Genomic DNA, 25,381 nt, shown 5'->3' with positions numbered 1-25,381 from the left:
TTCCCAGCTGTAGGTGACGGCATGACCCACCCCCCTTCCCACGACCCCCGGCCCGGCTCGGTGGATGTCGTACTGCCCTGCCTCGACGAGGCCGCCGCACTGCCGTGGGTGCTGGCCCGCATCCCGGCCGGCTGGCGGGCGATCGTCGTGGACAACGGCTCCACCGACGGCTCGGCGGAGATCGCCCGCGGCCTCGGTGCCACCGTGGTGCACGAGCCGCGCCGCGGCTTCGGTGCCGCCTGCCACGCCGGACTGCTGGCCTCCGACGCCGACATCGTCTGCTTCTGCGACTGCGACGCCTCCCTCGACCCGGCGCTGCTGGCCCCGTTCGTCCGAGCCGTGCGCGACGGCGCCAGCGACCTGGTGCTCGGCCGCCGTCGCCCCGAGTCATCCGGCGCCTGGCCGCTGCACGCCCGGCTCGGCAACGTCGCGCTGGCCCGGATGCTGCGCCGGCGCACCGGACTGCGGCTGCACGACCTCGGCCCGCTGCGCGCCGCGCGGCGCACCCAACTGCTCGGCCTCGACCTGACCGACCGCCGCAGCGGCTACCCCCTGCAGATGGTCGTCCGGGCCGCCGACGCCGGCTGGCGCGTCGAGGAACGCGAGGTGCCCTACCTGCCGCGCACCGGCCGCTCGAAAGTCACCGGCACCTGGCGCGGCACCTGGCACGCGGTACGCGACATGCGCACCGTCCTGCGGCAGCCGCCGCTGACCACCCGTACCGAGGAGACGGTCCGATGACCGAGCCCACAGCGCAGGCGGTGCCACCGGGGCCGACGACGGTCCTGGTCATCGCCAAGGAACCGGTGCCCGGCCGGGTCAAGACCCGCCTCACCCCGCCCTACACCCCGCAGCAGGCCGCCGGGCTGGCCGAGGCCGCGTTGTACGACACTCTCCAGGCCGTCCGTGCGATGCCCGCCCGGCGGCGGGTGGTCGTCCTGGACGGCCGCCCGGGGAGCTGGCTGCCGGCCGGCTTCGACGTCCGGCCGCAGTGCGCCGGCGGTCTCGACGAGCGGCTCGCCGCGGCCTTCGCCGGCAGCACCGGCCCCACCCTGCTCATCGGCATGGACACCCCGCAGGTCACCCCCCAACTCCTCGCCCCGGCACTGGACATCGGTGCCTGGGACGACTGTGACGCCTGGTTCGGGGCGGCCGACGACGGAGGGTTCTGGGCGCTCGGCCTGGCCGCCCCCGACCCCCGGCTGCTGCGCGGCGTCCCGATGTCCACCGACCGCACCGGGGCCGCCCAGCGCGCCCGGCTGACCGCCGCCGGACTCCGGGTGCGGGAGCTGCCGCCGCTGCGCGATGTCGACACCGCGGCCGATGCCGCGCAGGTCGCGGCCGCGGCACCGGACGGACGCTTCGCCGCCACCCTGGCCCGCCTGACGGGAGACACCGGACGATGAGCACCGCCGTACCGCCCACCACCCGCACCGACCGCCCACACCCCGTCTCCTGGGGAGCGGACCCCTACGCCGACGCCCTGCGCAACGGCCGCGGCCCGCTGTTCCTGCGCCGCACCGACGGCTGGCTGCTGCCGCTGGAGGTCGAGCGCTGGTGCGCCCGGCCGGACGCCGCCGATCTGTCGGCGCTGCGCCGCTGCGAGGGCGCCGTCCTCGACATCGGCTGCGGTCCCGGCCGGCTGGTCGCCGCGCTCCTGGCCCGGGGCCGGCGCGCGCTCGGCATCGACGTCAGCGCCGCGGCGGTGGCCCGCACCCTGGCGACCGGCGGTGCCGCGGTGCGCCGCTCGGTCTTCGACTCCCTTCCGGACGAGGGGAGTTGGGGCACCGCGCTGCTGCTCGACGGCAATATCGGCATCGGCGGCGACCCCGGCACGCTGCTCGCCCGCAGCGCCGAACTGGTCGACCGGGGCGGCCTCCTCATAGTGGAGACCACCCCGGCCGACGTCGATGAACAGGTCCGGGTCCGGGTCGAGGGCGGCCCCCACACCCCGGGCGGCGCACCCCGGACGCCGGACGACACCTTCCCCTGGGCCCGGGTGGGCACCCCGGCGCTGCTGCGGTACGCGGCAGCCGCCGGGTGGACCCTGGTCGAGCAGTGGACCGTCACCGGCCGGGTGGATCAACTGCCGGCCGGTGAGCGCTGCTTCGTCTCCCTGCGCCGCCGGGCCGTCTCCCGCAGCCGCTGCTGAACCGTACGGCCCAGCAGCCACAGCGCGGACAGCGCGAACAGCCCGGCGGTGAGCAGCAGCCACCGCGCCAGGAACTCCCCGCCGGGCAGCGCGGTCGTGGCCTCGTAGTGCGCCACCCAGGTGGGGTCCGTCGACCCCGCGATCAGCGGGAGCCACACCAGCAACAGCAGCCCGGACACCGCGGCCGGGACCCGGACGTACCCGGTCCGGGCCCGGTGCCGGGCCTGCGCCGTCAGACAGCGGACCAGCACCCGGTCGGCGGCCGCGTACAGCGGCAGCAGCACCAGGTCGTGCAGCAGCGCCGCCCCGGCGAACCACACCAGCACCAGTGGCCACTCTCCGCCGGCCAGCAGCCGCAGCCCCGCATAACCGGCGAGCGCGAACGAGGCCAGCATCAGCAGCAGATGCAGCGGCCCCTCGCCGTACCGCGGCCGGCGGCGCGGCGCGCCCCGTACCCCGGCTCCCCGCGCACGCCCCACCACGAGCCGCTCGCGCATCCTCACCACTCCCCGAACGTCAGTCGCGAGACCCACTTGGTGCTGAGCACACCGGGTGCCGCCGGGACGATGATCCGTGCCGGATAGCCGTGGTCCGCGGACAGTTCCGCACCGCCCACCCGCAGCGCGAGCAGGGAACGCGGATCGCGCACCTGGTTGTCGCGCAGCGCGGCCCGGCGGAACGCCCCGTGCAGCTGGAGCGATTCGACCAGCACTCCGGGCGGCTCCGTACCGTGCCCCACCAGCGCGGCCAGGTCCCGCAGCCGCACCCCGCTCCAGAGCTGGTCGTCGGTCGACCAGCCCTCGACGCAGGCGATCGGCAGGGCCGCCTCGTGCTGGGGCAGTGCCAGCAGGTCGGCGCGGCCGAGCCGCACCCGGCGCCCGCCGCCCTCGATCGTCAGCCGCCAGTCGTCGCCGGTGTCCCGGGCCCGGATGCCGACGGCCGCCGCGGTCTTGTTGATCTGGAAGGCGTTCGGGCCGCTGCCCGGATCGCCTGCCCCGTGCGGCGCCAGCAGGGCCGTGCGCCGCCACCATCCACCGATGCTCTGTCCGGCCGTCGTCACGAACAACGCCAGCGAACCGGCGCCGATCAGCCCCAGCGCACCCCGCCGGGACACGGTCGGCCGGTCCGGGCGGGCCGCCACCAGCCCGGTGTCGTCGGCCGCCGCCTTCGGGTCGCGGCGCTCACGCAGCGCCCGCACGGTCCGCGGCAGCCGCAGGACCACATGGGCGGCGAACGCCCCCATGAACACCCACGCGCCGTAGAAGTGCAGCGGATAGAAGGAGCCCGGGAAGAGGTACTCCAGCTGAACGTTGAGCACCCCCGTGACGAACTCGAACAGCACCCCGCCGACGAGCAGCAGCAGCGAGATCCGCTCCAGCGCATGGCCGACGGAGCGCACCGGCGGCAGCGTGAACAGCTTGGGTATCACCGACCACAGCTTCGCCAGCACCACGGGCACCAGCGTGATGCCCACGGTGACGTGCAGTCCCTGGGTGAGGCGGTAGAGCCAGTGCGGACCGGTCGGCCAGGGGAAGAGGTAGAAGCCCAGCAGGCCCTTGGTGGGTGTTTTGTCGTTGAGGCCGCCGGCCAGATCCGGGTTGTACGCGGCGTACGACAGCAGACCGGTCACGAACAGCAGCGTGATGCCGGCCAGCAGAACGGTGCCGAGCACCGCGGTCAGCCACGGTCCGCGCAGCGGACTGCGCCAGAACGACGGCGATGTCGGGGGAGTGAAAGGGGGATGGGCACCCATGGTGTGTCCTCGGCGGTCGGTGCGACGGCGGTCCGTCGCGCGGGAACTGTCCGGCGGATAACGGCCGGACGACCTGCTGCCGACGGTATGCCGCGACCGGGGCGCCCAGGGGGCCGTGACGGATGACGAAACTCTGACGTCGTCGGGGACGCGCCGCGGGGGCCGGGAGAATCTGACGGAACGGTGACGCCCTGGCCGCCGAACGGCCCCAGCCGCCCGCCGGCGCTTAGCGTGCGGCTGTGAACTCCCGTGTGACCACCGAAGAACGCGCCCCTCACCGCGCCGATCTGCGGGCCGCCGCGGCCGGCGCCCTCCTCGTCGTGGCCGCCGCCGTCGTCGGCACCGTCATCGAACGGACCCAGGGCAGCCTGCACGTCAGCTGGCCCCCGCTGTACGCCTCATGGTTCCCGCACCTGGGCCCCGGCACCCCGGCCGCGCTGGCCGTGGCCGCCGCCGTGATCCTCCACGGGCCGTCCCTCGCGGCCCGGCTGCCCTGGCGCCGCCTCGTCCTGGTGGGCTGGGCCGCCGCCATGGCCTGGACCTGGTCGCTTGCGCTGATCGACGGCTGGCAGACCGGCATAGCCCGCCGCCTCACCACCGCCTACGAGTATCTGACCGTCATCCACCGCTTCGACGAACCCGGCGCGACGCTGCGCGACTTCACCCACCACATCCTCAACAACGGCCCGGCCCCCTGGCCCGCCCATGTCGCCGGGCACCCCCCGGCCGCCGTGCTCACCTTCGTCGGCCTGGACCGCATCGGTCTGGGCGGCGGTGGCTGGGCCGGTGTCTGGTGCCTGACCGTGGGCACCTCCGCGGTGGCCGCGGTCCTCGTCGCGCTGCGCGTCCTCACCGATGAGCAGACCGCCCGCCGGGCCGCCCCGTTTCTCGTCCTGGCCCCGTCCGCGGTCTGGGTGGGCACCTCGGCGGACGGCTATTTCGCGGCGGTGGCCGCCTGGTCCCTGGCCCTGCTCGCCCTGGCCGCCACCCGCCGCACCCGCCATCCCTCCGCCGCCGCCCTCGCCTCCGGGTTGCTGTTCGGCCTGACCTGCTACCTCTCCTACGGCCTCACCCTGATCGCGCTGATCGCCGCTGCGGTGCTGCTGCTCACCCGGACCGTGCGCCCGCTACCGCTCCTGGCGGTCGGTGCCGCGGCCGTCGCGGCCGCCTTCACCCTCGCCGGATTCTCCTGGTGGGAGGGGTATCAGCTGCTGGTCGAGCGCTACTACCAGGGCGCCGCGGCGGTCCGCCCGTACACGTACTGGGTGTGGGCCAACCTCGCCTGCACCGTGCTGATCACCGGTCCGGCGACGGTGGCCGGGGTGCGCCGCACCCTCGCGGCGGCCCCCACCGCCCTGCGGGAGCTGCGGCCGTCCGCGGGAGGGCTGCCCGGCCCCACCGGCCGGCTGGTCGTCCTGGTGCTGGCCGTGCTGCTCGCGGTGCTGGCCGCCGATCTCTCCGGGATGAGCAAGGCGGAGACCGAACGGATATGGCTGCCGTTCGCCGCCTGGCTGCCGGCGGCCTGCGCCCTGCTGCCCGCGGTCCGCCACCGCCACTGGCTGACGGCCCAGGCGGTCCTGGCGCTGCTCCTCAACCACCTGCTGTACACCGGATGGTGACGGGGGCGGGTGCGGCAGGGAGGGCTCAGGCGAGGTAGGGGCGGGTCGAGTTCACCCGGCCGGGCCGCAGGATCCGCAGCGGTCCGCGATTGCAGGACGGGCACTCGGCACGGGCCAGCGGGGAGGCGACTCGGGCGCCGCGGGTGAAGTAGTCGGCGCGCCGGTGGCCCGCCAGATCCGTGGTGTGCCGGATCTCGTACTCCTCTTCCCAGCCGTGCCCGCAGTGCAGGCAGACGAAGGAATACGCCTCGTGAACCGTCTCGGTGTCCCGTTCCATGGTGATCACGTCCTCTCCCCGGCCCTGCACGCGCACCGGGGCCGGATGCATGCCGCACCTCCCATTATGACGCCCGTCGACGGCCGGCGGGCGGCCGCGGGCCCGGACCGTTGATCGCCCCCGACAGGGCCCGCGACCAGGCACGATGTCGGCACCGGGTATAAAGGCGCCATGGGGCACGACGCGCACGGCGCACCGCGGGCGGCCGGGGTGGCCGCGCCCGGCGAGAATCTCGACCATGACGTCGAGGAGGTCATCGCCGCGGTGCTGACCGCCTCCCGGCTGCTGGTGGCGGTCTCCGCCCGGGCGCTCGGCCGGACCGCCCCCTCCCTCACCCTGCCCCAGCTGCGAGCCCTGGTGGTGCTGGACAGTCAGGGGCCGGTCAAGCTGGCCGCGCTGGCCGGTGCGCTGGGCGTCAATCCGTCCACCGCGATGCGGATGGTCGACCGACTGGAGGCGGCCGGCAGCGTCACCCGGCAGGCCAACCCCGGCAACCGCCGCGAGGTCGTGCTGAGCCTGACCGCGCGCGGCCGCGCCCTCGTCGAGGAGGTGCTCGCCGGCCGGCACGCGGAGATCGCCGCGATCGTCTCCCGGCTGCCGGCCGACGCACGCGCCGGGCTGATCGGCTCGCTGCGTGCCCTCACCGACGCGGTCGGTGAACCTCCGGTGACCCCGCGACCGGCCCCGCCGCCGGAGTCGGCCGCGCCCTAGGCCGGCCGTCAGCTCCGGACGGGCTCCAGGGCCTGGTACACGGCCCGGACCAGTCCGGCGTTGCGCGGGTCGTGGCCCGTCGTGCCACCGCCGTACTTGTTCATGGTGTACGCGTACGACAGCCGGTTCTCCGGGTCCGCGAAGGCGTACGAGCCGCCCGCGCCGCCGTGCCCGAACGCCCGCGGGTTGGGCCCCGCCTGGCCCTGCTGATTGAGCATGTAGCCCAGCCCCCAGCGGTGTTCGTAGCCCTGCGGGGCGAGCGCGCCGATGGTCAGATCCCGTTCACCCGGCAGGCTCTGTGAGCGGCGCATCTCCTCCAGGGTGGCGGGCTTGACGAGGGTGCTGCCCGCCAGCGCGCCGTAGACGGTCGCCAGCCCGTGGGCGGACGCGTGCGCGTTGCCCGCGGGGATCTCGGCCGACCGGTAGGCGGCGCTGTTGACGTCGCCCGTGGGGACGTACGTCAGCGCCAGCGCCACGGCGGCCTGCGGATGGTCGGAGAGCGCCGTGAACGGCGGCTTCGGCAGGCCGGGGAACTGCTGGGTGAGCCGCGCCTCGTCCAGCTGCCCGACCATGTCGGCGCAGCGGGTGTGCTCCTCGGCGGGCGTCCCGATGAACACCCGCGCGCCCAGCGGCCCGGTGATCTCGCTGCGCAGGAACGTGCCGAGCGACTGCCCGGTGATCCGCCGGACGACCTCGCCCACGAGGTATCCGAAGGTCACGGCGTGATAGCCCTGTGCGGTGCCCGGCTCCCACCAGGGCGGGGTGGCCGCCAGGGCGGCGCACACCCGCTCCCAGTCGTAGGCGTCCGCCACGGACAGCCGCTCACGGGGCGCGATCAGACCGGCCCGGTGGCTGAGCAGCCAGCGCACGGGCAGCTCCCGCTTGCCGGCCTGTCCGAACTCGGGCCAGTAGCGGGCCACCGGCGCATCGAGGTCCAACTCACCCCGGTCCACGAGGAGATGGGCGCACAGTGCGGTCATCCCCTTGGACGTCGAGTAGACGTTGACGAGGGTGTCGCGCTCCCAGCCGCGGGTGGCGGCCGCGTCCGCGTGGCCGCCCCACAGGTCGACCACCGCCTCGCCGTCCACGGTCACCGTGACCGCCGCGCCGATGTCGCCGTGCGCGTGGAAGTTCTGTGCGAAGGCTTCCCGTACGCCGGCGAACCCCGGTGCGCAGTGGCCGTTGACAGTGGCTGTTCCCACGGTGGCTCTCCTCGGGTCGTCCGTGTGCGGTCATCCCGTGCTTCCGTACGTGCGTGCGGCGTACGTATCGGATGATCCGCCCGGGTCGATGCCCGTGGCAACCATGTGAGGCCGGACGGCGGAGTGTCGGCGTGGTGCGGGGCCGCGGCGGCCGGGGGAGGGGTGTCCCGGTGCGGCCGTGATCGGTGAAACCGCAGGCCGATGGCCCGGACGAGCGGCCCGCCGCCGGGAATCCGACGGGCGGGGCCCCGGGAGGACGGGGGCCGGTAGCGTCGGCCCTGCCGCCGGGATCCGTTCTGCCGCCGCAATCCGTGTCAGGTCATCCCGGCCCGGCCGATGAATCGGCACCCCGGGAGGGGTCTACCGCACCGAACCCGCAGGTCCCACCACCGGAGGACGCCATGTCTGACCACCCGCCGCCCGCCCCCGCCGCCGTCCAGCCGGTGATCGTCACCCCTGACCTCGACCGGCTGCGGGACTTCTACCGTGAGCTGGCCGGCGCCGAGGAGTTCACCCGGGTGCCCGAGGAGGGCCCGGCCTTTTTCGTCGGGCTGCGGATCCGCGAGGCGGAGCTGGGCCTCGTCGCGGACCCGAGCGTGGAGACCGGCACCCCGACCCGCATCCTGCTCAGCCTCGCCGTCGAGGACGTCGACGCCCTTCTGGACCGGGTCGAGCCCCTCGGTGGCACGGTGCTCGGCCCGGCCAATGACATGCCCTGGGGGCAGCGGGTCGCCCACATCCGGGACCCGGACGGCAACGCCGTCAACCTCACCCAGCAGATCTGACCGGGGCGGCGGCCGGCCGACGGGGCGGCGGGCCCGGCGGGGGTGACGCCGGGCCCGGGCCCGGCCGCCCCGGTCGTGCCCGGCCGACCGCTCAGTTCTGGTTCTGCTCCAGGGCGTGGAGGTAGGCGTCCATGACATGGTCGCGCACGCCGTCGGAGGCGGGCGCGAGAGCATCGGCGGTGAGGCCCCTGGCGTGGTCGAGCATGCCGCTGAGCAGCGGCATGGTGTGGTGGATGGCGCCCTTGGCGTCGATGTAGCGCAGCGCGGAGACGTGGTGGAAGGTGGGCTCGGGGGGCAGCTGCGGCACGATGTCGTTGTTGTTGACGAAGCGGTACATCCGGTCGGAGAAGGCCGTGTTGAACTCCTTGGACAGCTGCCGGTCACAGGTGCGCGGCTGGCCGAAGGTGTAGACGCCGTTGGCCGTCACATACGGCTCCTCGAAATGCAGCCGGGCGCCCGCCAGCATCGCCAGCGCCCCGCCCAGGCTGTGGCCGGTGAACCACACCGTCTGGCCGTTGTCGCGGAACTCGTCGATGGTGGCGCGGACCTGTGGCCAGACGGCCTGCAGGGCCTCGGCGAAGCCGTGGTGGACGTACCCCTTGCCGCCGGGGCCGGGCCACGGCGGGGTGGTGGCGTCGGAGAGCCAGTCGCGCAGCTCGGCCGGCTCCGTCCCGCGGAAGCTGGTGATGATCATGCTGTGGCCGCCGAGGGTGTACGCCTGGGTGTCCTCCAGCGGGAACGGCGGCCGGAATCTGGTGTGGTGAGCGCGCACCCGGTCGAAGCCCCAGGTCCGGGCGGTGGCGTCGATGGCCGCCTCGTCCTGGTAGGCGAGCGCGGCGGCGCGTGCCATCGCGAGCGCGTGGCGGACGGTGTAGCCGGTGGCTTTCTGGTCGATCGCGGTGCTGGTCAACGAAGGCTCCTGGTGGTCGACGGTGGATGCGGTGGATGCCGGGCGAGGCGCGCACTCCGCCCCTGATTACAGAGAGCTTGCAGTGGCTACACAGCGTAACTCCGGCGTCGGGTGCCGGGCCCCGCCGCCCGTTCAAACCACTCGTTCGAGCCTCCGGTCGCACACACCGGGCCGCCGGGCGAGCCTGGAAGCGTTCGGCTCCCGGAGGACGGTCCACGAAGGAAGGCGGCCCCACAGTGAACGGCGCACAGCAGGCGGCACACCCGGAACACGTACCGGCCGAGGTGATGGTGGAACTCGAGAGCTGCGCGACGCAGGACGCACATGCCGTCTTCAGCGCGCTGCGCACCACCTTCCGCTCCGACCGGGAGGCGGACGACGTGCCCGAGGAGATGGCCGGCCCGGGCGCGACCGTGTGGACCTCGACCTTCGACGTGAGCGACCACAAGGCGGCGGCCGAGCCCCGCCGGCTGTCCGGGCCCGTCGTGGTCAGCCTCCAGGGCGGCTACTGGGCGGTCGACGAGCTGTGCAGGGGCCTGGAGACGGCGTTCGCGGTGCACGTCCTCGGCACCGCCGCCGGCGACCAGGAGAAGGAGGTCGAACTGCGGCTGGAGACCCGCTAGGCCGCGGCTCCGCCCAGGAGGGAATCGGGGGAGCGGGACCACGACCACGGCACACGGCGACGGCCAGGGCACGCACCACCTGCCCCGGGCCCGGAGCGGAAAGGCAGGAGCGAGTGGAGTCCACCCGGCACCCGGCGGACGGCGGCGGCACGGCGCCGGCCGCCGAGCAGCGTTCCGAGCTGGTCCTGTACGTCAACGACGTGGCGTACACCCTGACCGTGGACCACCGGACCACGGTCCTGGACCTGCTCCGCGAACACCTCGGTCTCACCGGCGCCAAGAAGGGCTGCGACCACGGACAGTGCGGCGCCTGCACCGTGCTCGTCGACGGGCGGCGCGCCAACAGCTGTCTGCTGCTGGCCGTGGCCCAGGGCGGCCGGCGGCTCACCACCGTCGAGGGCCTGGCCGACGGGGAGCGGCTGCACCCCCTGCAGGATGCCTTCCTGGAGCGGGACGCCTTCCAGTGCGGCTACTGCACCCCGGGCCAGCTCTGTTCGGCCGCCGGGGTGCTGGCCGAGGCCGCGGACGGCTTCCCGTCCCATGTCACCCCGGCCACCGTTGACCCCGCGGCACCGGTCGAGCTCACCGCCGAGGAGATCCGCGAGCGGATGAGCGGCAACCTGTGCCGCTGCGGGGCGTATCCGCGGATCGTCGAGGCCGTCGCGGACGCCGGTGCCCGCCCCGGCGGCGCCGCGTCGCCCGCGCACCAGGAGGTGGCGCAGTGAAACCGTTCGGATATCTGCGGCCGACCGGCGTCGAGGAGGCGGTACGGGCCGCCGCCGAAGCACCCGGCGCCCGCTTCCTCGGCGGCGGCACCAACCTCGTCGATCTGATGAAACTGGGCGTGGAGACACCTCAGTTGCTCATCGACATCACCCGGCTGCCGCTCGCGGACATCGAGGAACTGCCCGACGGGGGGCTGCGGATCGGTGCGACGGTCCGCAACAGCGATCTCGCCGCGGCCGCCCCCGTGCGCGACCGCTACCCCGTCCTGTCGCAGGCGCTGCTGGCCGGCGCCTCGGGGCAGCTGCGGAACACCGCGACCACCGGCGGCAATCTGCTCCAGCGCACCCGCTGCCTGTATTTCCAGGACGCCACCAAGCCCTGTAACAAGCGCTCCCCGGGCACCGGCTGTCCGGCCCGCGACGGTGTCCACCGCGATCTGGCCGTCCTGGGCCACTCCGTGCACTGCGTCGCCACCCAGCCCTCCGACATGGCGGTGGCGCTGGCCGCGCTGGACGCCGAGGTGCTGCTGCTCGGCCCCGACGGGGAGCGCACGGTGGCGGCGGTCGACTTCCACCGGCTGCCCGGCGACCGGCCCGAGCAGGACACCGTGATCCGGCCCGGTGAACTGCTCACCGCCATCCGGCTCCCGCCGGCCGCCCCCGGCGCCCGCTCCCGCTACCGCAAGGCCCGCGACCGCGCCTCCTTCGCGTTCGCTCTGGTCTCCGTCGCCGCCGTGCTGGAGGTGCGGGACGGCGTCGTGGGGCGGGCGGCGCTGGCGTTCGGCGGGCTCGCGCACCGGCCGTGGCGCGCCCGCGCGGCCGAAGAGGTGCTCCGCGGCGCACCCGCCACCGAGGACACCTTCGCCCGTGCCGCCGACGCCGAACTCGCCGCCGCCCGCCCGCTGCGCGACAACGCCTTCAAGGTCGAGCTCGCCCGCAACCTGGCCGTCAGCGTGCTCACCGGCCTGGCGGACCCGGCCGGCGACCGCTGACCGACGACCGCTGACCGACGAGCGACGACCCCACGACGTCCCGAGCGTCCCCCGCCCCCGACCCACCGTCCCCGACCCACCGTCCCCGACCCAAGGACGCGAGCCATGAGCCCCGACCCGTTCCCGCTCGGACCACCCCCCTACCCCCTGGGCGCACCGCTCGTCCGCCGGGAGGGCCGGGAGAAGGTCACCGGCACCGCCCGTTACGCGGCCGAACACACCCCGCCGGGCTGCGCCTACGCCTGGCCGGTGGCCGCCACCGTCGCCCGGGGCCGGGTCACGGCCGTGGACGCCACCGGGGCGCTCGCGCTGCCGGGGGTGTGCGCGGTGCTGACCCACGAGAACGCGCCCCGCCTCGCGGCCACCGGCGACCCGACGCTGGCACTGCTCCAGGACGACCGGGTGCCGCACCGCGGCTGGTATGTCGCGCTCGCCGTCGCCGACAGCCTCGAAGCCGCCCGCGCCGCCGCCGCGGCCGTCCGCGTCACCTACGCGGCCGAGGACGCCGACGTGCTGCTCACGGCCGGCCACCCCCGCCTCTACGCGCCCGAGACGGTCAACGGCGGCTACCCCGGGACCCGCGAACGCGGCGACTTCGACGCGGCGTTCGCCGCCGCACCGGTCACCCTCGACGCCACCTACACCGTGCCCCCGCTGCACAACCACCCCATGGAACCGCACGCCGCCACCGCCCACTGGAGCGGGGGCCGGCTGACCGTCCACGACTCCAGCCAGGGCTCCAGCAAGGTCTGCGAGGACCTCGCCGCGCTGTTCTCCCTGGACCCGGGCGACATCACCGTCGTCTCGGAACACGTCGGCGGCGGCTTCGGCTCCAAGGGGACGCCCCGCCCCCAGGTCGTCCTGGCCGCGATGGCCACCCGGCACACCGGGCGCCCGGTCAAACTCTCCCTGCCCCGCCGTGAGATGCCCGCGGCCGTCGGCCATCGCGCGCCCACCGTCCAGCGGGTGCGCCTCGGCGCCGGCGACGACGGGGTGCTCACCGCCCTCGCGCACGAGATCGCCACCCACACCTCCACCGTCAACGAGTTCGTCGAGCAGGCCGCGGTCCCGGCGCGCATGATGTACACCTCGCCGAACAGCCGGACCGTGCACCGCGTCGTCCCGCTCGACGTCCCCACCCCCTCCTGGATGCGCGCACCGGGCGAGGCCCCCGGGATGTACGCCCTGGAGTCGGCCGTCGACGAACTCGCCGTGCTGCTGGACATCGACCCCGTCGAACTGCGGATGCGCAACGAGCCGGACACCGAGCCGGACAGCGACCGCGCCTTCAGCAGCCGGCATCTCATCGGCTGCCTGCGCGAGGGCGCCGAACGCTTCGGCTGGCAGCCCAGGGATCCCCGCCCCGGCGTCCGGCGCGAGGGCGATCTGCTGCTCGGCACCGGCGTCGCGGCCGCCACCTACCCGGTCTACGTCGCCCCCTCCAGCGCCGAGGCGCAGGCCACCGCCGACGGCGGCTTTCTGATCCGGGTCAACGCCACGGACATCGGCACCGGCGCCCGCACCGTCCTCGCCCAGATCGCCGCCGCCGCGCTGACGGTTCCGGAGGACCGGGTCCGCATCGAGATCGGCAGCAGCGACCTGCCGCCCGCGATGCTGGCCGGCGGCTCCATGGGCACCGCCTCGTGGGGCTGGGCCGTCCACAAGTCCTGCATGGCGCTGCGGGCACAACTGCGCAACCACGACGGACCGTTGCCCGCCGACGGGCTGACCGCCGCCGCGGACACCCGGCAGGAGACGGCCGAACGCTCCCCCTACGCCCGGCACGCCTTCGGAGCCACCTTCGCCGAGGTCCAGGCCGACACCGTCTCCGGCGAGGTCCGGGTGCGCCGGATGCTGGGCGTCTACGCGGCCGGCCGGATCCTCAACTCCCGTACGGCGCGCTCCCAGTTCATCGGCGGGATGACCATGGGGCTGGGGATGGCGCTCATGGAAGGCAGTCGGCTGGACCCCGCCTTCGGGGACTTCGCCGAGCGCGACCTGGCCTCCTACCACGTGCCGGCCTGCGCCGATGTCCCGCGGATCGAGGCGCACTGGCTCGAGGAGGAGGACCCCCACCTCAACCCCATGGGCAGCAAGGGCATCGGCGAGATCGGCATCGTCGGTACCGCGGCGGCCGTCGCCAACGCCTTCCGGCACGCCACCGGCATCCGGCTGCGGGACCTGCCGCTCACCGTGGACAAGGTCCTGCCCCGGTTGCGGGCCGCCCGGGAAGGTGCTGTGTGAAGGGGGGCGGTGCGCGGTCCGGGATCTGTTGCGGAACCCGCCCCGCCGGGTCACCATGACAAATGACCCATACGTGATTATTGCTCACTCTTCGTGTTCGGGGTTCGTTGGTCCAACGAGGTGAAGGGCGTGAGCCTCGCGGTGAGGAGCCACGACATGACACTTCCCGGCGACCGGCACTACACGGTCGAACTGCATGCTTCGGCGGAGCGTGTGCCGCAGATCCGGCGGATTCTCGCCGCGCATCTGCGCTACTGGGATCTTGAGCTGCATATCCCGCCCGTGTGCCGGGGAGTGGCGGAACTCCTGACCAACGTCCATCGCCATATCGGGCCGGACGCCCGCTGCGTCGTCGAACTCCGCTGGTCCGGCCGCCACCTCACGACCTCCATCGCCGACGACGGGCCCCGGCTGCCGAAGCTGCTCAGCGCGGCCGGCGGCGGGCTCTCCACGGTGGCGGCGCTGAGTGACAGTTGGGGCACCTGCGGCACCCCGGAGGGCAAGGTCATCTGGTTCACCCGCCGCGTCGAGGCGGCCGGCAAGTCCCGCCTGACGGCCCGCACACCGCTGCGCAGCGTGCCCGACACGAAGGGCCGCCCCGAGACGCCGCCCACCCTCCCCGTCGAGCCCCTCGCCGAGCCCGTACCCGAGCCCGCCGCGGTCACCCCGGAGCCGGCGTCGGTGGCCGTCGCCTGACGTACCCTCACCCCGCCCGGTGGCCCGCCCCCAGGAGGCCGGCGGCCCGCCCCCTTCCCGTCCGTGCGTGCGGGAGGGCGCGGGCCGTCTTCAGCCGGACGCGGCGGACAGCAGGACGTCCACGAGCCTGTCCGCCGCGTCCGGCCGTCCGTGCGCCCGGGCCGCCTGCGCCATCGCCGCCCGCCGCGCGGGGTCCGTGAGCAGCGGGCCGAGGGCCTCCCGCAACCGCTCGGCGGTGACCTCACCGGGGAGAGCGACGGCGGCGCCGGCCTCCTCCAGGTGCCGCGCGTTGTGTGCCTGTTCGTTCCCCGCCGCCGAGGCGAGCGGGAGGAACACGGCCGGTTTGCCGAGGGCGGTCAGCTCCGCGAGCGTGCCGGCACCGCTGCGGGAGACCACGAGGTCGGCGAGCGCCAGGACGTCGGGGAGCTCCGGCCCGACGAATCCGGTGAGGTGGTACCTGCCCGCGAGCCCGGCGGGCAGCGCCGCGGCGTGCCCGCGCAGGTCCCCGACGTTGGCCGGACCGCATTGGTGCACGACGTTCGCGCGCGCCAAGAGCCAGCGGAGCGTGTCCCGCACGACGCCGTTGATCTGCTGGGAGCCCTGTGCGCCGCCGGTGACGTAGACGGTCGGCAGGCCCCGGTCGAAGCCGTGCAGCCCCAGCGCGGCGACCGCCTCGTCCGCGTGCCCGGTGAGCACCTCGGGCCGTACCGGGTTCCCGGTGACGACCGCCAGCGGCCGGACGGACTCCGGCAGGAGCGCAAGCGTCGACTCCGACGACACGGCGATACGCGTCGCCGAGGAGGCCAGCCGGCGGTTCGCCAGCCCGAGCCGCACGGTCTGTTCGTGCAGCACCAGCGGACGTCCGGCGAGGCGCGCGGCGAGCCCCGCCGGGACGGCGACGTAGCCGCCGGTGGCCAGGACGACGTCCGGCCGGAACTCCGCGACGACCTTGCGGGCCTGCGCGATGCCGAGCGGCACCCGTGCCATGTCCCGCACGTTCGCCGGGCCGAGCAGCTTGAGCGGATTCGAAGAGCGGCGGATCTTTCCCGTCGCGACCGTCGTGAAGGCGATGCCCTCGGCCGGGGCGACCCGGGCCTCGAGTCCGTCAGGGGTGCCGATCCAGAGGACGTCCAGCGCGTCGCCGTCCGCCGCCAGCCGAGCCTGCAAGGTGCGCACCGCGGTCAAGGCCGGATAGGTGTGGCCGCCGGTACCTCCCCCCGTGACGATCAGACGGAAGGTGCGCGGGGGACGGGAAGCATGGGTCACTCCGCGCACCCTAGTGGCTCCACCGGCCCGCGCCCGGGCGGTGTTGCCCGTGGCCGGTTCGCGCCGCCTTGCTCCGATCCGGTCAGGGTGTTCGTCGCGCGTACCGCGATATGTCACACCGGTGACACCCCCCCTTCCCCGATGCTCGTTCCTCTTGGAACACTCTGCTCACGTTGTATGTCCCACCGATCCCTTCCGACCGCACGGCACCATCCCCCCCATCGCGATTCCCCGAACACCACGAGGTTCCCCATCTCATGCCTGAACTGAATCGGCGGCGTTTCCTCCAGATCGCCGGCGCGACCGCGGGCGCATCGGCCCTGTCGAGCAGCATCGCCCGTGCCGCGGCCATCCCCGCCGCGCGACGCTCCGGATCCCTGCACGACGTCGAGCACGTGGTCGTCCTGATGCAGGAGAACCGTTCCTTCGACCACTACTTCGGCTCGCTCAAGGGCGTCCGCGGCTTCGGTGACCCGCGGCCGCTGCAGCTCGACAACGGCAAGTCCGTCTGGCACCAGTCCGACGGCTCCAAGGACGTCCTGCCCTACCACCCGGACGCCGACAACCTCGGCATGCAGTTCATCGAGGGCCTCAACCACGACTGGGCGGGCGGCCACAAGGCCTGGAACAACGGCAAGTACGACAGCTGGGTACCCGCCAAGGGCACCGGCACCATGGCGCACCTGACCCGCAAGGACATCCCGTTCCACTACGCGCTCGCGGACGCCTTCACCATCTGCGACTCGTACCACTGCTCGATCATCGGGGCCACCGACCCCAACCGCTACTACATGTTCTCCGGCCATGTCGGCAACGACGGCTCGGGCGGCGGCCCGGTCCTGGGCAACGAGGAGGCGGGGTACGGCTGGACCACGTACCCGGAGCGGCTGGAGAAGGCCGGGATCTCCTGGAAGGTCTACCAGGACATCGGTGACGGCCTGGACGCCGACGGCAAGTGGGGCTGGATCGAGGACGCCTACCGCGGCACCTACGGCGACAACTCCCTGCTCTTCTTCAACCAGTACCGCAACGCCAAGCCCGGCGACCCGCTCTACGACAAGGCCCGCACCGGCACCAACGCCAAGCAGGGCGACGGCTACTTCGACCACCTCAAGGCCGATGTGAAGGCCGGCAAGCTGCCCCAGATCTCCTGGATCGCCGCCCCCGAAGCCTTCTCCGAGCACCCCAACTGGCCCGCGAACTACGGCGCCTGGTACGTCTCCCAGGTGCTGGACGCGCTCACCTCCAACCCCGAGGTGTGGAGCAAGACCGCGCTGTTCATCACCTACGACGAGAACGACGGCTACTTCGACCACGTCCTGCCGCCGTTCCCGCCGGCCTCCGCCGACCAGGGCCTGTCCACCGTGGACAGCTCGCTCGACTCCTTCGGCGGCAACGCGACCTACTCCGCCGGCCCCTACGGGTTCGGCCAGCGCGTCCCGATGCTCGTCGTCTCGCCCTGGAGCACCGGCGGCTACGTCTGCTCCGAGGTCTTCGACCACACCTCCATCATCCGGTTCATGGAGCGCCGGTTCGGGGTGCACGAGCCCAACATCTCGCCCTGGCGCCGTGCCATCAGCGGCGATTTGACCTCCGCCTTCGACTTCGGCCTGGAGAACACCAAGCCGGCCGCGCTCCCGGCCACCGACGGCTTCCGGCCGCCGGACAAGGACCGGCACGACAGCTATGTGCCGAAGCCGCCCGCCAATCCCGTCCTGCCCAAGCAGGAGCCGGGCTCCCGGCCGTCCCGCCCGCTGCCGTACGAGCCGCTGGTCGACGGGTCCGCGACCCCCTCCACCGGGCGTTACACCCTCACCTTCAAGAGCGGTGACAAGGCCGGCGCCTGCTTCACCGTCACCGCGGGCAACCGCACCGACGGCCCCTGGACGTACACCACGGAGGCCGGCAAGAAGATCTCCGACACCTGGAACACCGCGTACTCCAAGGGCAGCTACGACCTGTCGGTCCACGGCCCGAACGGCTTCCTGCGCACCTTCCGGGGCGACGGCAAGAAGACCGGCCCCGAGGTGACCGCCCGCCACGAGGCGACCGCCGGCCGCCTCGTCCTCACCCTGACCAACCACGGCAGGACCGACTGCCACCTCACCGTCACCCAGGCCTACGGCGGGGCGCGCGAGACCTACCCCGTCCGCGCGGGGGCCACCGTCACGAAGCCGCTCGACCTGCGCGCCAGCAAGCGCTGGTACGACCTGTCGGTCACCTCCGACACGGACAAGACCTTCCTGCGCCGGTTCGCCGGCCATGTGGAGAACGGTGAGCCGGGCGTGAGCGACCCGGCGATCATCACCGGCTGAGCGGAGCGGGCACCTCCGCCCGCCCGCAGTCCGGCAACGGGGCACCCACCGTCCAGGGAGGGTGCCCCGTTCCCGTTCCCCGGTGCCGTCGGCCGGAGTGACGAGGCGTCAGTTCTCTGCCGGGTCAGGTGTAGGTGTAGGGCTGGGGAGCCGTGGCGCTGCCGCCGGGGGAGGTGACGGTCACCGGTACCGCTCCCGGGACGTGCGCCGGGGCGATGGCCTGGATCAGGGAGTCCGAGACGGGGGTGAAGGGGGCCGGGGTGGTGCCGAAGAGCACCTCGGTCGTCGGCGCCAGCCCGGAGCCGACGAGGGCGACGACGGTGCCGCCGGCCCGGGGACCGGCCGCCGGGACCAGGCCGTTGACGTCGGGCGGGCCGGCGTAGGTGTAGGTGCCGCCCACGGTGACCCCGCCGATCGTGGTGACCGTGACCGGCACCCCGCCGGCCGGCCCGGGCGGGGCGGCCACGGTGATCCTGCTGTCGGAGAGGACCACCGGAGTCACCGCGGTGCCGCCGAAACCGACCGTCCGGGCGGTGGACAGCGAACTGCCGGTGAGGGTCACGGTGGTGCCGCCCGAGACGGGTCCCGCGGCGGGGGAGAGCCCGGTCACCCGGGGCGGCGGGATGTAGTAGAAGGGCACCGGGCCGCTGGTGCCGCCCGGTGTGGTCACGGTGACGTCCACGACGCCATGGCCTGCCGGGGTGACGAGAGTGATCTCGTGGTCGCTGACGACGACCACGTCGGTGGCGAGCCGGGGGCCGAAGTGCACGGCGGTGGCCCCGGTCAGATGGGTGCCGAGGAGGGTGACCCGACTCCCGCCGCCGGACGGCCCCTGGTAGGGGTGCAGGCCCGTCAGTCCGGGCAGGACGGTGACGGTGCTGTTGCCGTTGTTGACCACATAGACGCTCTGCTGGTCCGGGGTGATCGCGACCCCGTACGGCACGTTCAGCCCGGCGTAGTGGGCGACGACGCGGTAGCTGTCGGTGTCGATGACCTGCACGGTGCTGTCGCCGTTGCAGGAGACGTAGGCGAGCAGCCCGTCCTTGGTGAGCGCCACCGCGAACGGCAGCGAGAAGCCCGGGAGCGAGGCCAGGACCGTGCCGGTCGCGGTGTCCAGGACGTGCACGGTGTTGCCGCCGTAGTTCGGGACGAACAGCCGCCGTCCGTCCGGGGTGACGGCGGACGACCGGGGGAAGTGGAACCCGGTCAGTTCGTCGATGACGGTGCCGGCGGCGGTGTCGATCACACTGATCGTGTGCGTGGCCTCCTCGCCCACGTAGGCCCGGCGGCCGTCCGGAGTGATCAGGACGGTCCGCGGCCCGATGCCGACCGGGATCTCCTCAATGACCGTGTGGGCGGCGGTGTCGATGACCCGTACGGCGTTGAGCGACTGGCAGGCCACGAACAGGCGCGCGCCGTCCGGGGTGACGGCCAGTTCCACGGGGTTGCCCATGTCGTTCACCGTGCCGATGAGGGCGTTGGTCGCCGTGTCGATCGTGCTGACGGTGCCGGCACCGAGACTGGCCACGTAGAGCCGCCGCCCGTCCGGGGAGACCGCGGCACCCCAGGGCCCGGGTGCCACCGGGATGGTGGCGGTGACCGCCTTGGTGACCGTGCTGAGCACCGAGACCGCGCTCGACCCGTAGTCGGTGACGTACGCCCGGCTGCCGTCCGGGCTGATCACCACGGTCACCGGGCCGTTCCCCACCGGCACGGTGACCGCCGGCGGCGGTGCGGCGGACCTCGGGCCCGGTACCGCCGCGGAAGAACGGAGCCTCGGCGGCGATGCGTGGCCGAGGGCGAGGGCCCCGGGGGGTCCGGTTCCCGTCTGCAGTGCAGGCATCCGCTTCTCCCTTCCCGACGACGGGCGCCGGGGGTTTCCCGTGCTCCCGGAGGAAGGCCTGTACCGGGATCGCCCGGAATCCTCCGTCGCAGAGGGATGGGCAACCCGCCGGCTCGAACCCGACAAGTAACCCAATCGGCTTTGTCGCCCCACAACAGCCGTCGGCCGAATTCACCCGGACGGAGCAGACGGGCGGTCCCGGCCGGGGCGCACCCCGGGGCCGCCGGCCGGCCGCGCCTTGCGCTGGAGCGCACTCCAGCTCCTAGCGTGGGCGCACGATCCGACCAACTGTCGCTGAACGAAGGGGACATCGTGCGCTACACACTGTTCGGCAGGACCGGCCTGCGGGTGAGCGAGCTGAGCCTGGGGACCATGACCTTCGGCGGTGACCCTGCCTGGGGCACCGACAAGGACACCAGCGGCCGGATCCTGGACGCCTACGCGGACGCGGGCGGCAACTTCATCGACACCGCCAACATCTACGCCGACGGCTCCTCGGAGCGGATCCTGGGGGAGTTGCTCGAAGGCCGCCGGGACAGCTTCGTGCTGGCCACCAAATACACCTGCGCGACCCGCAAGGGCGAGGTGAACTCCGCGGGCAACCACCGCAAGAGCCTGGTCCGTTCAGTGGAGACGAGCCTGGAGCGACTGCGCACCGACCACCTCGATGTGCTGTGGGTGCACGCACGCGACAACTTCACCCCCGTGGACGAGGTCATGCGGGCGCTCGACGACATGGTGCGGTCGGGAAAGGTGCTCCACATCGGCGTCTCCGACTGGCCGGCCTGGGAGATCGCCCAGGCCAACACCCTCGCCGAGCTGCGCGGCTGGACCGCGTTCGCGGGCTCGCAGCTGCGCTACAACCTGCTGGAGCGGACGCCGGAGCGCGAATTGCTGCCGCAGGCCCGCGCCTTCGATCTGGCCGTACTGGCCTGGGCGCCGCTCGCGGCCGGCAAGCTCACCGGCAAGTACCGCCGCGGGGAGAAGGGCCGGCTGGACGGCCTGGCCGCGGACGACGCGCACGACCGGCGGGCGGCGGAGACCGTCACCGCGGTGCTGGAGATCGCCGAGCAGGGCGGCTGGAGCCCGGCGCAGGTGGCGCTGGCGTGGCTGCGCAGCCGGCCCGGCACCGTCATCCCGATCATCGCCGCCACCAAGGAGAGCCAGCTGCTCGACAATCTCGCCGCGGTCGGGGTCACGCTCGACGCCGACGCCCTGGCGCGGCTCGAGGGGACCAGCGCGGTCTCCCTCGGCTTCCCGCACGACTTCCTGCGCGAGCCGCAGATCGTCGAGAACGTCTACGGCGACCGCTGGCAGCGGATCGAGGACCGCCGCTCCACCCACCGCCGGACGACCGACGGGATCCGCTGACCGCCCGCCATTCGGCCCGGCAGCCGGCCGGGTACGCCGAACGCCGCCGCCCGGATGGCCGGGCGGCGGCGTCTGCGGTCTATTGAGTCAGGAGGTGGCCCGCCCGGGGCCGGACCGGACGGACCGAAGGAGAAGGACCCCGATGAGGAGAACCGCCGGCCCGGCCGCCGTGGCCACCGTGGCGCTGTGCGTCGTGGCCCTCGGCGGCTGCACCAACAGCGGCGGGGGCACCGCCCCTTCCCGCTCCCACACCCCCGCCGGGCCGACGGTGACCGCGGGGGCGAGCACCGGGATCCCGGCCGCCGCCCGCCTGACCGTCAAGGACTTCACGTTCCGGCCGGCTGCCCTGTCCGTACGGCCGGGCGGCACGGTCATCGTGGTCAACCAGGACTCCACGGCCCACACCGTGACGGCCATCGGCGCCAAGGCCTTCGACACCGGCAGCATCCGCCCGGGCCGAACCGTCACCTTCACCGCTCCGGCCAAGACCGGCAGCTACCCCTTCCGCTGCACGATCCACCCGTACATGAAGGGCACGCTCACCGTCCGCTGACCGCCATGAGGTGGGGAAGTGCCGTGGCAGCAGAGGGATCCGTACCACCGCGCGGGCGGGGCCGCCGGGTCGCCCGCGGTATCGCGCGCCTGCTCGCGGCGGCCGGTCTGGCCGTGGACGCCGCCGTGCATGCCCGGATCGCCGCGCAGTACGACGCGGTCACCGCGACCGTCGGCCAGGGCACGCTCTTCCGCGTCGAGGCCGTCCTCGCAGCCCTGGCCGCCCTGCTGGTGCTGGTCTGGCGCCGTCCGGCGGCCGACCTCTTCGCCTGGCTGGTCGCCACGGGCGGCCTCGCGCTGCTGCTCCTGTACACCTATGTGGACGTCGGCAGGCTGGGGCCGGTGCCGGACATGTACGAACCGGCCTGGAGCGGCGACAAGAAGCTCGCCGCCCTCGCCCAGGCCGTCGCCGTCCTGGCCACCGTCTTCCTGCTGGCCACCCGGGCCCGGCCGCCGGGCAGACACCGCCGATGAGCGCCGGCGGTGCCTGCGGGGCGGTGCCTGCGGGGCGGTGTCTGCAAGGCGGTATCAGCAGAGAGGTGTCAGCCCTGCAGCGCGCTGCGCTGCTGCCACTGCTGCCAGCTCTCCTGCCAGACCTCCAGGCCGTTGCCGACATCGGTCTTGTCGGTGCTGCTGGTGCCCTTCACCTCGACCGTGGAGCCGATCGGGAGGAAGTCGTAGACCTTCTTGGCGTCCGAGGTGGTCATACCGAAGCAGCCGTGGCTGTTGTTCTCCACGCCGAGCGACTTGTTCCACGGGGCGGAGTGCAGGAAGGTCCCGGACGCGGTCATGTGGGTGACCCACTTGGAGTCCAGCTTCCACTGGTTGCCGTACCCGATGGTGGCGGAGTCCATCGTCTCGGCCGCGTTCTTGCTGCGGACGGTGTGCACCCCGCCGCGGGTCGGGGCCTCCGGGGAGCCCGCGGAGCCGCGGATGGTGCCGACGCTCTTGCCGTTCTCGTACATCGTCAGGGTGTGTGACGGGACGTCGATGACGGCCTTGTGGTCGGCGCCGATGCGGAAGCCGAAGTTGTAGTCCCGGGCGAACCAGCCGCCGTCCGTGCCGGAGTCGATGCCGGACAGCGCGCCCTTCACGGAGACCTTGGTGCCGGTCGGCCAGTAGTCCTTGGGCCGCCAGTCGATCCGGTCCTTGCCGGAGTAGTCCTTGACCCAGCCCCAGGCACCCTCGACCTTCGGCTGGGTGGTGACCGTCAGCGCCTTCTCGATCTCGGCGCGCCGGTCCTTGGCTATGGGGTGGTCGAAGAGGATCGACACCGGCATCCCGGTGCCCACGGTCTGGCCGCCGCCGGGGGTGTTGGTGAGCTTGTTGACCTTGTCGGCCTGCTCCGTGGTGAATTCCGAGGTGGCGGCCGATTCCTTGCCCTCGGTCGACTTCGTCTTGGTGCGCACGGTGTAGGTGGTCTTCGGCGTCACCTTGGCGTCCGAGGTCCATGACGTGCCGTCACCGGCGAGGCGGCCGCCGACCGTGCCGCCCTGGTCGTTCTTGACCTCGACCGAGGTGAGCTTTCCCCCGTCGGCCCGCACGGATATGCGCGAGCCGAGCTTGGCCGACTTGGTTCCGGCGGCCGGGGTGACGGTCACCTTGGCCGCGGGCTCGTCCGCCTTCGTCGCGTCCGAACCCGGCCCGCACGCGGTCAACATCGCGGCGGCCGCGGTCAGGGGTATCAACCGGGCAAAGTGGCGGCGTGGTCCGGCGTGCACGAGCGTCCCTCCAGAGCAGAACAGCTGACAGTGGCGGAGCCCGGCCCTGTGCGGGGTCCTCGTCCAGGGCTGTCATTGCACCCGCCGCATATGCAGAGGGTGTGTCTGCTCAAGTGGTTGTCCGGTACACCGGATCATTAGGACACAGTTCGATATCGGGACATCGGGGCATTGCATCGGGGCATCGGGGGAAGACGGCGGTGGCCGGCCACGGGGAGTGGCCGGCCACCGGCACACGGCGGACGCGGCCGCCCGCGGAAGGTCGCGGGCGGCCGCGTCAGCCGGTCGTCAGGGTCAACTGGACGGCGGTGTTCCGCCGCCACCTCCTCCGGGCGGCGTCCCGCCCCCGCCGCCGGGCGATCCGCCACCGCCCGGTGTCCCCCCGCCGGTCGTGCCGCCGCCCGGACTGCTGCCGCCGCCGGTCGACGCGGACTCGCCGCCGGTGGTGCTGCCGCCCCCGGTGCTCCCCGGCGGCTGCCCGGGCGAGGTCGTGCCGCCCCCGGGGGAGCCGGTGGTGCCGGAGGGCGTCTCGCCGGACGACGGTGACTGGTTCGGCGGCGGCTGGGAGTTGGCGGGTCCGCTGGGGGTCTGGGACGGCGGGGAGGTCGGGCTGTCGGTCGTGCCGGTGGTGCCCTGGGGGCGCTTGAACCAGGTGCCCGTCCGCGGGTTGCGCAGCGTGAAGTCCTTGATCTTGGACTTCGAGGGCGTGACCACGACCACGTTCGAGGGCCGGTATCCGGGCCACGTCGTGCCGGACGTCTTCACGTCCCCCTTGAGGGCCTTCGGCTTCGCCAGCGGGTTCCCGCACTTGCAGCGCACCCGCGGCACCCCGTACGCGTCGACCATGACGGCGGTGCCGGCCTGCAGCACCGACTGGAACTCGGTGGTCTTGCCGTCCTTGTAGCCGTGGTTGGTGACCCGGGTGTCATAGCTCAGCTGCACGGGCGTCAGCGACCGCAGATAGCGCGGGACATCGCCCGGGGCCACGCCCACGGCGCCGGCGAACGCCTTGTTCTTGGCGGGGGCGTCGGTGAGGTAGGTGATCTGCTGCTCGACATCGCAGGCCGCGCTGTTCTGGGTCCCGCCGTAGAGGCCGGGGGTCGCCCCCGAGAATTCGCTGTTCGAGCCGCTGGACTGCTTGGGCGTGGCGGACGGGGACGGGGTCGAGTCGTTCGCCGACGACTTGGTCACCGGGTCCCGGCCGGTGGAGGCGGCCGGCTCGGCGAAGACCTCACTCGTGCCGGAGCCGCCCGGCCGGGTGAGCACGACGGTGATGATCACGGCGGCGACCACGGCGGCCGCGATGATCGCGACCCGCGGCGCGGACCGCCACCAGGGCTTGCCCTCACCGCCCCCGCCGCCACCGCCGCCTCCGCCCCCGCCACGTCCGCCGGGGCCGTCCGGGCCGCTCGGTCCGCCCGGGCGGGTGGCGGTGTCCGGCGTCGTGGGCTCCCGCGGCTGCCGTGGTTCCGGTTGCGGGGTCACCTGTGTCGGCTCGTGCGGGGGGCCGGAGAGCGGGCCCGACGGCGGTCCTGTCGGGTGACTGTCAGGCGGTGGAGAAGTCACGGGTGCCCTTCCGACGCGAGTGGGCCATCCGGCTATGCGAATTTTGCCCGTGTTTGTC

General features: G+C 73.5%; 24 protein-coding genes. 15 read left to right on the top strand and 9 right to left on the bottom strand.

What is annotated here, in order from left to right; all coding sequences use genetic code 11:
* Nucleotides 1–21 precede the first annotated feature (21 nt).
* From OIU81_RS07440 to OIU81_RS07430, 3 genes are read left to right on the top strand one after another with little or no spacing between them, the layout of a single operon-like run.
* The gene (locus tag OIU81_RS07440; RefSeq protein WP_329145100.1) at nt 22–741 is read left to right on the top strand and encodes a glycosyltransferase family 2 protein; all 720 of its coding nucleotides are present in this window, start codon (nt 22–24) and stop codon (nt 739–741) included.
* Nucleotides 738–1,406: a TIGR04282 family arsenosugar biosynthesis glycosyltransferase gene (locus OIU81_RS07435; protein ID WP_329145098.1), complete on the top strand. Its 669-nt coding sequence runs from the start codon at nt 738–740 to the stop codon at nt 1,404–1,406. The genes OIU81_RS07440 and OIU81_RS07435 overlap by 4 nt, the downstream gene beginning before the upstream one ends.
* Nucleotides 1,403–2,152 carry a class I SAM-dependent methyltransferase gene (locus tag OIU81_RS07430; protein ID WP_329145096.1) on the top strand — a complete coding sequence of 250 codons (750 nt, stop codon included), beginning with the start codon at nt 1,403–1,405 and terminating at the stop codon, nt 2,150–2,152. The genes OIU81_RS07435 and OIU81_RS07430 overlap by 4 nt, the downstream gene beginning before the upstream one ends.
* Here OIU81_RS07430 and OIU81_RS07425 read toward each other — a convergent pair.
* On the bottom strand, nt 2,083–2,649 hold the full coding sequence (locus OIU81_RS07425; RefSeq protein ID WP_443073941.1) for a hypothetical protein: 567 nt from the start codon (nt 2,647–2,649) through the stop codon (nt 2,083–2,085). The genes OIU81_RS07430 and OIU81_RS07425 overlap by 70 nt on opposite strands.
* 2 nt (nt 2,650–2,651) lie before the next feature.
* Nucleotides 2,652–3,905 carry a molybdopterin-dependent oxidoreductase gene (locus tag OIU81_RS07420; RefSeq protein WP_329145094.1) on the bottom strand — a complete coding sequence of 418 codons (1,254 nt, stop codon included), beginning with the start codon at nt 3,903–3,905 and terminating at the stop codon, nt 2,652–2,654.
* Nucleotides 3,906–4,156: 251 nt separating this feature from the next.
* On the opposite strand from OIU81_RS07420, the gene OIU81_RS07415 reads away from it, so the two are divergent.
* Nucleotides 4,157–5,524: a hypothetical protein gene (locus OIU81_RS07415; protein ID WP_443074127.1), complete on the top strand. Its 1,368-nt coding sequence runs from the start codon at nt 4,157–4,159 to the stop codon at nt 5,522–5,524.
* Nucleotides 5,525–5,549: 25 nt separating this feature from the next.
* Here the strand turns inward: OIU81_RS07415 and OIU81_RS07410 are convergent, their stop codons facing one another.
* Nucleotides 5,550–5,852, bottom strand: coding sequence for a hypothetical protein (locus OIU81_RS07410; RefSeq protein ID WP_329145090.1), 303 nt, complete (start codon nt 5,850–5,852; stop codon nt 5,550–5,552).
* A 120-nt stretch (nt 5,853–5,972) separates the two neighbouring features.
* On the opposite strand from OIU81_RS07410, the gene OIU81_RS07405 reads away from it, so the two are divergent.
* Complete coding sequence (locus OIU81_RS07405) at nt 5,973–6,512, top strand: MarR family winged helix-turn-helix transcriptional regulator (protein WP_329145089.1); 540 nt, start codon at nt 5,973–5,975, stop codon at nt 6,510–6,512.
* 8 nt (nt 6,513–6,520) lie between these two features.
* On the opposite strand, the gene OIU81_RS07400 is transcribed toward OIU81_RS07405, so the two are convergent.
* Entirely contained in the window at nt 6,521–7,714 is a 1,194-nt protein-coding gene (locus OIU81_RS07400) for a serine hydrolase domain-containing protein (protein WP_329145086.1), read from the bottom strand.
* 401 nt (nt 7,715–8,115) lie between these two features.
* Here OIU81_RS07400 and OIU81_RS07395 point away from each other — a divergent pair, with 401 nt between their 5' ends.
* Nucleotides 8,116–8,499: a VOC family protein gene (locus OIU81_RS07395; protein ID WP_329145084.1), complete on the top strand. Its 384-nt coding sequence runs from the start codon at nt 8,116–8,118 to the stop codon at nt 8,497–8,499.
* Between the two features lie 91 nt (nt 8,500–8,590).
* Here the strand turns inward: OIU81_RS07395 and OIU81_RS07390 are convergent, their stop codons facing one another.
* Complete coding sequence (locus OIU81_RS07390; RefSeq protein WP_329145082.1) at nt 8,591–9,409, bottom strand: lipase family protein; 819 nt, start codon at nt 9,407–9,409, stop codon at nt 8,591–8,593.
* Between the two features lie 236 nt (nt 9,410–9,645).
* Between OIU81_RS07390 and OIU81_RS07385 the strand changes: the two genes are divergently transcribed.
* The 5 genes from OIU81_RS07385 to OIU81_RS07365 all read left to right on the top strand — a co-directional run bounded on the left by OIU81_RS07385 (nt 9,646) and on the right by OIU81_RS07365 (nt 14,689).
* Entirely contained in the window at nt 9,646–10,032 is a 387-nt protein-coding gene (locus OIU81_RS07385) for a hypothetical protein (RefSeq protein ID WP_329145080.1), read from the top strand.
* A 113-nt stretch (nt 10,033–10,145) separates the two neighbouring features.
* Nucleotides 10,146–10,757, top strand: coding sequence for a 2Fe-2S iron-sulfur cluster-binding protein (locus OIU81_RS07380; RefSeq protein WP_329145078.1), 612 nt, complete (start codon nt 10,146–10,148; stop codon nt 10,755–10,757).
* Nucleotides 10,754–11,749 carry an FAD binding domain-containing protein gene (locus OIU81_RS07375; RefSeq protein WP_329145075.1) on the top strand — a complete coding sequence of 332 codons (996 nt, stop codon included), beginning with the start codon at nt 10,754–10,756 and terminating at the stop codon, nt 11,747–11,749. The genes OIU81_RS07380 and OIU81_RS07375 overlap by 4 nt, the downstream gene beginning before the upstream one ends.
* Nucleotides 11,750–11,854: 105 nt before the next feature.
* Nucleotides 11,855–13,993, top strand: a complete 2,139-nt coding sequence (locus OIU81_RS07370) for a xanthine dehydrogenase family protein molybdopterin-binding subunit (protein WP_329145073.1) — start codon at nt 11,855–11,857, stop codon at nt 13,991–13,993.
* Between the two features lie 156 nt (nt 13,994–14,149).
* Nucleotides 14,150–14,689, top strand: coding sequence for an ATP-binding protein (locus tag OIU81_RS07365; protein ID WP_329145071.1), 540 nt, complete (start codon nt 14,150–14,152; stop codon nt 14,687–14,689).
* 90 nt (nt 14,690–14,779) lie between these two features.
* Here the strand turns inward: OIU81_RS07365 and OIU81_RS07360 are convergent, their stop codons facing one another.
* Nucleotides 14,780–15,955, bottom strand: a complete 1,176-nt coding sequence (locus tag OIU81_RS07360; protein WP_329145069.1) for a UDP-N-acetylglucosamine--N-acetylmuramyl-(pentapeptide) pyrophosphoryl-undecaprenol N-acetylglucosamine transferase — start codon at nt 15,953–15,955, stop codon at nt 14,780–14,782.
* A 257-nt stretch (nt 15,956–16,212) separates the two neighbouring features.
* Between OIU81_RS07360 and OIU81_RS07355 the strand changes: the two genes are divergently transcribed.
* Complete coding sequence (locus OIU81_RS07355) at nt 16,213–18,270, top strand: phosphocholine-specific phospholipase C (protein WP_329145067.1); 2,058 nt, start codon at nt 16,213–16,215, stop codon at nt 18,268–18,270.
* A 124-nt stretch (nt 18,271–18,394) separates the two neighbouring features.
* On the opposite strand, the gene OIU81_RS07350 is transcribed toward OIU81_RS07355, so the two are convergent.
* Nucleotides 18,395–20,113 (bottom strand): IPT/TIG domain-containing protein, encoded by a 1,719-nt coding sequence (locus OIU81_RS07350; protein ID WP_329145066.1) that lies wholly within the window; start codon nt 20,111–20,113, stop codon nt 18,395–18,397.
* 312 nt (nt 20,114–20,425) lie between these two features.
* Here OIU81_RS07350 and OIU81_RS07345 point away from each other — a divergent pair, with 312 nt between their 5' ends.
* From OIU81_RS07345 to OIU81_RS07335, 3 genes are all read left to right on the top strand, one after another.
* Nucleotides 20,426–21,484: an aldo/keto reductase gene (locus tag OIU81_RS07345; RefSeq protein WP_329154952.1), complete on the top strand. Its 1,059-nt coding sequence runs from the start codon at nt 20,426–20,428 to the stop codon at nt 21,482–21,484.
* Nucleotides 21,485–21,626: 142 nt separating this feature from the next.
* The gene (locus OIU81_RS07340; protein ID WP_329145064.1) at nt 21,627–22,037 is read left to right on the top strand and encodes a cupredoxin domain-containing protein; all 411 of its coding nucleotides are present in this window, start codon (nt 21,627–21,629) and stop codon (nt 22,035–22,037) included.
* A gap of 23 nt (nt 22,038–22,060) precedes the next feature.
* On the top strand, nt 22,061–22,510 hold the full coding sequence (locus OIU81_RS07335; protein ID WP_329145061.1) for a hypothetical protein: 450 nt from the start codon (nt 22,061–22,063) through the stop codon (nt 22,508–22,510).
* Nucleotides 22,511–22,578: 68 nt separating this feature from the next.
* On the opposite strand, the gene OIU81_RS07330 is transcribed toward OIU81_RS07335, so the two are convergent.
* Both OIU81_RS07330 and OIU81_RS07325 read right to left on the bottom strand, forming a co-directional pair.
* The gene (locus OIU81_RS07330) at nt 22,579–23,724 is read right to left on the bottom strand and encodes a L,D-transpeptidase family protein (RefSeq protein WP_329145059.1); all 1,146 of its coding nucleotides are present in this window, start codon (nt 23,722–23,724) and stop codon (nt 22,579–22,581) included.
* 327 nt (nt 23,725–24,051) lie between these two features.
* Nucleotides 24,052–25,242 carry a DUF6777 domain-containing protein gene (locus OIU81_RS07325; RefSeq protein ID WP_329145057.1) on the bottom strand — a complete coding sequence of 397 codons (1,191 nt, stop codon included), beginning with the start codon at nt 25,240–25,242 and terminating at the stop codon, nt 24,052–24,054.
* Between the last annotated feature and the right edge of the window lie 139 nt (nt 25,243–25,381).

It is taken from the genome of Streptomyces sp. NBC_01454, assembly GCF_036227565.1.
In the GTDB taxonomy this organism is placed as follows: Bacteria; Actinomycetota; Actinomycetes; order Streptomycetales; family Streptomycetaceae; genus Streptomyces.
The sequence above is the reverse complement of the archived record's forward strand: the minus strand, read 5'-3'. Positions and strand labels throughout refer to the sequence as shown.

What these genes read in the sequence shown, in the direction of transcription:
- OIU81_RS07440 (WP_329145100.1), top strand. Translation starts at nt 22, where the DNA reads ATGACCCACCCCCCTTCCCACGACCCCCGGCCCGGCTCGGTGGATGTC.
- OIU81_RS07435 (WP_329145098.1), top strand. Translation starts at nt 738, where the DNA reads ATGACCGAGCCCACAGCGCAGGCGGTGCCACCGGGGCCGACGACGGTC.
- OIU81_RS07430 (WP_329145096.1), top strand. Translation starts at nt 1,403, where the DNA reads ATGAGCACCGCCGTACCGCCCACCACCCGCACCGACCGCCCACACCCC.
- OIU81_RS07425 (WP_443073941.1), bottom strand. Translation starts at nt 2,649, where the DNA reads ATGCGCGAGCGGCTCGTGGTGGGGCGTGCGCGGGGAGCCGGGGTACGG.
- OIU81_RS07420 (WP_329145094.1), bottom strand. Translation starts at nt 3,905, where the DNA reads ATGGGTGCCCATCCCCCTTTCACTCCCCCGACATCGCCGTCGTTCTGG.
- OIU81_RS07410 (WP_329145090.1), bottom strand. Translation starts at nt 5,852, where the DNA reads ATGCATCCGGCCCCGGTGCGCGTGCAGGGCCGGGGAGAGGACGTGATC.
- OIU81_RS07405 (WP_329145089.1), top strand. Translation starts at nt 5,973, where the DNA reads ATGGGGCACGACGCGCACGGCGCACCGCGGGCGGCCGGGGTGGCCGCG.
- OIU81_RS07395 (WP_329145084.1), top strand. Translation starts at nt 8,116, where the DNA reads ATGTCTGACCACCCGCCGCCCGCCCCCGCCGCCGTCCAGCCGGTGATC.
- OIU81_RS07370 (WP_329145073.1), top strand. Translation starts at nt 11,855, where the DNA reads ATGAGCCCCGACCCGTTCCCGCTCGGACCACCCCCCTACCCCCTGGGC.
- OIU81_RS07365 (WP_329145071.1), top strand. Translation starts at nt 14,150, where the DNA reads ATGACACTTCCCGGCGACCGGCACTACACGGTCGAACTGCATGCTTCG.
- OIU81_RS07355 (WP_329145067.1), top strand. Translation starts at nt 16,213, where the DNA reads ATGCCTGAACTGAATCGGCGGCGTTTCCTCCAGATCGCCGGCGCGACC.
- OIU81_RS07350 (WP_329145066.1), bottom strand. Translation starts at nt 20,113, where the DNA reads ATGCCTGCACTGCAGACGGGAACCGGACCCCCCGGGGCCCTCGCCCTC.
- OIU81_RS07340 (WP_329145064.1), top strand. Translation starts at nt 21,627, where the DNA reads ATGAGGAGAACCGCCGGCCCGGCCGCCGTGGCCACCGTGGCGCTGTGC.